The sequence below is a fragment of the Hyphomonas sp. UBA3601 genome (genome assembly GCF_002375605.1).
Lineage (GTDB): Bacteria > Pseudomonadota > Alphaproteobacteria > Caulobacterales > Hyphomonadaceae > Hyphomonas.
In genome coordinates this window covers 1-6,862 of sequence record NZ_DFME01000097.1, presented here as the reverse complement: position 1 = coordinate 6,862, position 6,862 = coordinate 1, and the positions used below count along the sequence as shown (strand labels likewise).

The following is a 6,862-nucleotide window of genomic DNA, read 5'->3' as shown; positions in this document are numbered from 1 at the left end:
TGGGAAGCGGGGGGATTGCAAAGCGCGCTGATTCTTGATGAGGCCGTCAAGGAGTACAAGATACTGGGTGGCGTGCCGTCCGGGCCATCGGCGATGAGTATTTCCGTGCTGTCCAATAAAATCATGCAGGAGGTCATAGAGTACCTGATGGGCCGCGCTCAGGTTTCCGAAGCCGGCATGACGGGCGACCAGGTGCGGGCCGCCATGAGCGCTCAGGGGCTGGGAAAGCGTGTATCGCCGGATCGCAAGCCGGTTGGCATGGTGCGCATGATCGACAGCGGCGGCTTCGACGCGGTCAGCTTTGCGGGCAAGGACGAAACCCAGACTTTGGTGCTCTTCCCGAAGCGATCGCGGGATTTTGCTGCAAGCGCGATCACCTGCATGAACTGGGATGCGGCGCTATTTGATCCTTATGAGGTCGAGTCACCGTGGAAGGTCATGCTCGGATGCGAGCGGTATTTCTGGCGCGGATCTGCGGATGATTTGGACATGAAGAGTCTTTCAAGAAGCTCGGACTGGACGGGCGCTTCCTTCGAGCGGGGGCGTTTCACTTACCGAAAGGCCGAAACCTATCGGAAGTTTGCAAAAGGGGAGTTGTTGGACCTGCGGATCGGTATTGGCCGGGCGCGCTTCGATGAGGTTTTAACCGGGAACCTTCCCCTGTCCGAGCTTCAGCCGCGGGACATCCTTTTCCTGCCGGATGGACGGTTCATGGCCGGGCATGTGCGCGCGTCATCTCTTCCCGGTGGCGGCACAGAAGGGCCCGTTGCGGGGCAATACTATTTCGATGGCCATGTAGTGACTCTGCTGCTGGACACAGGCGAGGTGGTTTACGGCCATGCTGGCTGGTTTCCGGGTGAAGGGGCAACGGGGCAGGACCACAGGGCCGTCGTGAATATCAATGGCTGGGTGTATACAAGTTATTGCCGAGACGTCTGGAAGAACTGTTGAGTGCAGGGCGGGCTGTTAGAACCCCGCCGCGTCGCTCTGGTTCATGCTGCGATATTCGTCCCGCATGCCAATATAGAGGCTGAGACAACAGGTCAGCAGGATCAGCGTAAAGGGCAGGGCCGCCGTGATTGTGCCCGCCTGCAGTGACTGCAGCGCATCCGTGCCTCCGCCATAGAGCAGGGCCGATGCTGTCAGGCCGATCAAGCAGGCCCAGAATACGCGTTGGCGCCGGGGAGAATCTGTCTTGCCGCCGCTGGTGATCGTGTCGACGACCAGTGCGCCGGAGTCTGCCGAGGTCACGATGAAGACGACCAGCAGCAGGATGGCTGCGGCTGAAGTGATGGCCGAGAAGGGCAGGTCTGCCAGCATCTGGAACAGGACGAGAGACGCGCTGCCCATGCCCTCGCCGAGTTCGCCTTCGCCGGTCTTGAATTGGGCGATCGCAGTTTTGCCGAACGCGGTAAACCAGATGATGCCAATTGTGACGGGTGCAAACAGAACGACCGCAAAATATTCGCGCACTGTCCGCCCCTTCGAAATGCGGGCGATGAACATGCCGACAAAGGGCGACCAGGAAATCCACCAGGCCCAATAGAATATGGTCCAGTCATGAAACCAGGCGATGTCCGGCCGCCGTCGCCAGTTGGTGAGGGCGGGCGTGTCGGTCATATAGGCGAGCAAATTCTGGCCCATACCGGTAAAGATCAGGATGGTTGGTCCGGCAATGATCACGAAGACGAGCAGGGCAAAGGCGATGCCCATATTGATATTGCTGAGCAGTTTGACGCCGCCATCAAGACCGCGAAGAACGGACAGGACTGCAAGCCCTGTCATCACGACAATAAGCAGGATCTGGATGCCGACATTGGGCTCAAAGCCGAGCAAGTAAGCTAGCCCACTGGTCGCCTGCGTTGCGCCGATGCCGATGGTCGTTGCGAGGCCGAACACAGTCGAGACAACCGCAAACAGGTCGATGATATGCCCCGGCCAGCCCCAGACCCGCTCACCGAGCAAAGGATAGAAAGCCGAACGGATGCTGAGAGGCAGGCCCTTATTGTGCGCAAAGAATCCGAGTGCGAGCCCGACAATCGCATAGATCGCCCAGGGCGCGAGCCCCCAATGGAAGATCGTGGCGCTATACGCGAGCCGTTCCGCTTCGGCTGAAAGCGGTTCGGCATTCAGCGGCATGCCATACCAGTCAGTATAATAAGCAAGCGGTTCGGCTGCGCCGTAGAACATGAATCCGACACCCACGCCGGCCGCGAACAGCATCGCCACCCAGGACATGATACTGAAGTCCGGCGTCGCGGTCGGTCCGCCCAACCGGATTTTTCCTAGTGGACTGATGGTCAGCGCGATGCAGAAGCCGAATACGAGCACGGCGGTGAGTGCGAAGAGCCAGTCAGCGCTTTGCAGCGTCCAGGTTCGGGCCGCTGTCAAATACTCCGCCGAAACTGTCGGAAAGAGCAGCGTGAGGCCGGAGAAGACGATGATCAGTCCGGCGCTCAGGAAGAAAACAGGATTGTGAATATTCAGCCCGGCGACCTCGATATTGTCCTGCCCGATCTCGTAATCGGTTTCGTAGACAAAAAGGGCTTCTTCGTCCTCGGGAATCAGGTCTGACGGCGTGTCGGGGGCTTGTGTGTCCATGCCGGGCTTGTGCCGCAAATACGTCGATTATCAAAGCATTGTTCTGAGGAAACTGTCCGCGCCATCGTGAAGAGTGAGGGTTTGATGCAACAGTTTGCATAAGATTCCCGTAGTTACCCGACGAATAGCTGGGCGAAACCTTTCTATCATCGAAATAAAAATGTACTTCGGAACCATCGAGCAGCCATGTGTACCGAGCCGCGCCGCTTATTCTGGCGCGCCATGGCTGGAGACGACCCAAAGGGAACACACATGAATAGACTCAAGTACGGGGCCTCGCTGATTGCGATGGCTGGACTGGTCGCGCCGGTTGCATTGGCGCAGGACGCTCCAGCGGAACCAGCGAGCGCGAAACGGCTTCAAACAGTGACCATCACGGCGACCAAGCGTTCGGAAAGCGCACAGGACGTGCCCGTCGCAGTTACGGCGCTCGGCGAGCAGCAGCTCAGAGAGCTCGGCGTCAAGAATTTCTCGGACTATCTTGTCCAACTGCCTGGCGTCACGGCAGGTGGTTCCGGCCCCGGTCAGAATACAATCTATATTCGTGGTCTCGCATCCACCACGCCAAACCTGACGGTTGCAGGCGTCGCCGGTCTCGCCCCCAATGTCAGCTTTTATCTCGACGAGCAGCCGCTGGCCCAGCCGGGCCGGAATTTGGACGTCTATGCAGCCGATATCGAGCGCGTAGAGGTCTTGTCCGGACCTCAGGGCACACTGTTCGGCTCAAGCTCGCAGGCCGGTACGGTCCGCATGATTACCAACAAGCCGTCCTTCAGTGGCTTTGATGCCGGGTTCAATGCGTCCACCTCGTTCACCGATGGCGGTGAGATGAGCAACAGTGTCGAGGCCATGATCAATGTGCCCGTCAATGACAAGTTGGCGCTGCGTGGGGTCGTCTATAGTGATACTCAAGGTGGCTATATCGACAATGTCGGCGGCACATTGTCTGTACGCGACTCCGCCCGGTTCCGTACCGAAGGCACTGTGCGTGGCAATGGCGTCCCCGTGAGTGCCCAGCGCGAAGGCTTCCAGGCAGGCGCTGATCTGTCTGGTGTCAATTTCGTTGACGCAAACAACAGCAACATTGTCGAGAATGACATCAATGATGTCACCTATCAGGGCTTTCGCCTGAGCGGCATGTACCAGATCAATGAAGATTGGGACCTGCTGATCACGCATGCTCAGCAGCAGATCGAGTCCGACGGTGTGTTTGCCGCAGATCCCGAACTGGATGACTATGATATTGTCCGTTTCACACCGGAGAATATCGAAGACAAGTTCCACAACACTTCATGGACGCTGGAAGGCCGTATCGGCGCGCTTGAGGCGCTCTATACCGGTGCGTATACGGACCGCACGACAGACCAGACGGTCGATTATTCCGACTATCTCTTCGTCGGCCAGTACCTGCCTTACTATATCTGTGACTACTCGGTCACCTATCCGGCGGGTGCGCCGACGGGCAATTGCTACGCGCCGAACCTGTTCGTGAACTCACACAGTGAGACGAAAGTGCAGACGCATGAGTTGCGCTTCAATACGCCGAGCGAGAATCGCTGGCGCGCCACCTTCGGCGCCTTCTACAGCGACCTTGAGCTGGCTGAGCGTAACGACTTCGTCTATCCGGGCTCAACGCAGGTGGCCTATACGGATGGATCGATCGGCTTTGCCCCGAACTATCCGCTGACACAAACGGACGTAACAGGCGAAATCGGCAGTGCGTCCCCCGGTTACTACAGCGTTGCCGGTCCGTTCCCGGAAGGCGTTATCTTCCGAAACGATATTCTGCGCACCGATCAGCAGATGGGCCTCTTCGGCGAGACCACCTTCGACATCTCTGACCAGTTCGCCATCACGGCTGGCGCACGATACTATGACGTCGAAGTTGACCTTGAAGGAAGTGCCAACTCGTCCTTCTTCAACCTGTTCGCAGATACCGACCAGCAAGTGTTCGGTACGAACATTTCGTTCCTGTATGGCCCGAACGGCCCGGCAGGGACGCCGGACAAGGCGTCAACCGACGGTATGATCTACAAGCTGACGGGCGAGTGGACGCCGTCGGACGACGTGATGTTCTACGCCACATACTCGGAAGGCTTCCGTGCCGGCTTGTTGAACCGTCCGGGCGGTGCTTCCGGCCCAGGCGGCTACACCGTGCCATATGCTGTCGATACGGACGAAGTGAAGAATTACGAGCTCGGCTGGAAAACCGAACTGTTCGACAATTCGCTGCGTTTCAACGGGTCAGCCTTCTTCGTCGACATTGAAGGTCTGCAGACCACAATCTTCGATCCTTCGATCGTGAACCTGTTCTTCTCCGACAACGCAGCCAATGCCGAGATCCAGGGCCTTGAAGGCGACTTCACCTGGGCGCCGGCCTCGGTTGACGGCCTGACCATTGCAGGTGCGTTCTCGCTGCTCGACACCGAGATCACCGAAGTGCTCGTGCCGACAGATGACGTTGTAGAAGGTTCCGACCTTGCCTTCGCGCCAGCCTACCAGGGCAATCTGCGTGTTCGGTATGAGTGGGATCTCGAGCAGGAAGTGGCTGGCCAGCGCCTCACCGCGCATGTCATGCCGCAGATCGTGTTCTCCGACGACTCCGTCAGTGATGTCATCGAAATCAACAAGATGGACCTTGATGGCTATGTCACCCTGGGCGGCTCGATGGGCGTCACGGGCGACAATTGGGGCGCGGAGATCTTCGCCTCGAACCTGACCAACGAATATGCCGAGCTTAGTGGCAGCTTCGTTTATGACCGCGAACGCATCACGCCAATGCGCCCGCGCACAATCGGTATTCGCGTTTCCTACGACTACTAGGACATACGCCTACTTGATACTGAAGCAGCGCCCTGACAGGTTCAGGGCGCTGCTTTTATTTGACGGGAACTTCAGGCACCACGATGACCGCAATCTCTGATCCGGACCTCGCCCTGCGGGACGCGCAAAAAGCCATACAGTCTGGCGATTTTGCAACCGCCCGACAAATCACCGATGCGCTTCTTGCTGGCGAGCCGACTCATAAGGAAGCGCTCTACATGGCGGCAGTTTGCGCGCGCTATGAAGGTCGCAGCGCGGACGCGCTCGCGCATCTGGACGCGTTGAAGTCGCTCTCACCGGATTTCGGCCGCGCTTATCAGGAAGAGGGGCATCTCAAGCGCAAGCTCGGAGATCTGTCCGGAGCCGTCGGCGCTTTTGAGCGCGCGACCCGCTACAATCCTGCCTTGATGGCAAGCTGGTCTGCGCTAGCAGACCTGTACCATCAGGCGGGCAATACGGACGCGGCGACCAACGCCCGCGCGCAGGCAGACCGTGTACGCGCGCTTCCGCGTGAGCTGCAAGCGGTGACAAATCATATTCATGAGGGCCGCGTCTTCCGGGCGGAGGAAATCGCCAGAGCGTTTCTCCAGAAGCACCCGACCCATGTCGAAGGCATGCGCCTGCTGGCGGATATCGGGTCCCGCCTCGGTGTTCAGGAGGATGCAGAATTCCTGCTTGAAAGCGCGGTCGATCTTGATCCGGACAATGTGCAGTTGCGGCTCGACTATATTCAGGTGTTGCGCAAGCGGCAAAAATTTGCAGCAGCGCTGGAGCAGGCTGGAGTTCTGATGGCGCGTGATCCGGACAATCCGCTATTCCAGTCGCATTTCGCCATCGAGAGTATGCAGGCGGGTGAATATGAAACCGCACTGGACCATTTTGAACGGGTGCTACAGAAAATCCCTGGTGATCCTGCTACGCTGGTCTCGCGGGGACATGCGCTGAAAACCTATGGTCGAACCGAAGAGGCAATCAGTTCATACAAGGCGGCAACAGATGTTGCGCCGGGGCAGGGGGATGCCTGGTACGGTCTCGCAAATCTCAAGACCTACACATTCGGCGATGATGAACTCGCCCGTATGCAAGCCCAGTTTGCTGCACTCGATATTGACCATATGTCCCGCATCCACATCGCGTTTGCGCTTGGCAAGGCCCATGAGGATCGCGGCGATCATGACGCCGCATTCCTGGCCTACGCGCAAGGCAACGCGCTGAAGCACCAGACGGTTCGCTATACGACCGACCAGATGCATGCGGAATTCGACGCGCAAAAAGCAATCTGTACGGCTGACCTGTTTGAAGCTCAGGCCGGTAAGGGCTGTGCCGCTCCAGACCCGATCTTCATTCTTGGCCTGCCGCGGGCGGGCTCGACCTTGATCGAACAGATTCTCGCGTCGCACCCAGACGTGGACGGAACGCTTGAGCTTCCCAATATCCT

General features: G+C 58.4%; 4 protein-coding genes. 3 read left to right on the top strand and 1 reads right to left on the bottom strand.

Annotated features, from left to right (window positions below; all coding sequences use genetic code 11):
* A partial coding sequence (locus B4F73_RS09800) for a hypothetical protein (RefSeq protein WP_290483142.1) occupies positions 1 to 951 on the top strand: 951 nt, incomplete at its 5' end.
* A gap of 15 nt (positions 952 to 966) precedes the next feature.
* Here B4F73_RS09800 and B4F73_RS09795 read toward each other — a convergent pair.
* A complete protein-coding gene (locus B4F73_RS09795) occupies positions 967 to 2,601 on the bottom strand; it encodes a BCCT family transporter (RefSeq protein WP_290483141.1) in 1,635 nt (544 codons plus the stop codon).
* A 252-nt stretch (positions 2,602 to 2,853) separates the two neighbouring features.
* Between B4F73_RS09795 and B4F73_RS09790 the strand changes: the two genes are divergently transcribed.
* On the top strand, positions 2,854 to 5,424 hold the full coding sequence (locus B4F73_RS09790; RefSeq protein WP_290480564.1) for a TonB-dependent receptor: 2,571 nt from the start codon (positions 2,854 to 2,856) through the stop codon (positions 5,422 to 5,424).
* An 83-nt stretch (positions 5,425 to 5,507) separates the two neighbouring features.
* Positions 5,508 to 6,862: tetratricopeptide repeat protein (locus tag B4F73_RS09785; protein WP_290483140.1), on the top strand; the 1,355-nt coding region annotated here is incomplete at its 3' end.

Excerpts from the sequence above, each read along its gene's own strand:
- B4F73_RS09795 (WP_290483141.1), bottom strand. The coding sequence starts at position 2,601 with ATGGACACACAAGCCCCCGACACGCCGTCAGACCTGATTCCCGAGGAC.
- B4F73_RS09790 (WP_290480564.1), top strand. The coding sequence starts at position 2,854 with ATGAATAGACTCAAGTACGGGGCCTCGCTGATTGCGATGGCTGGACTG.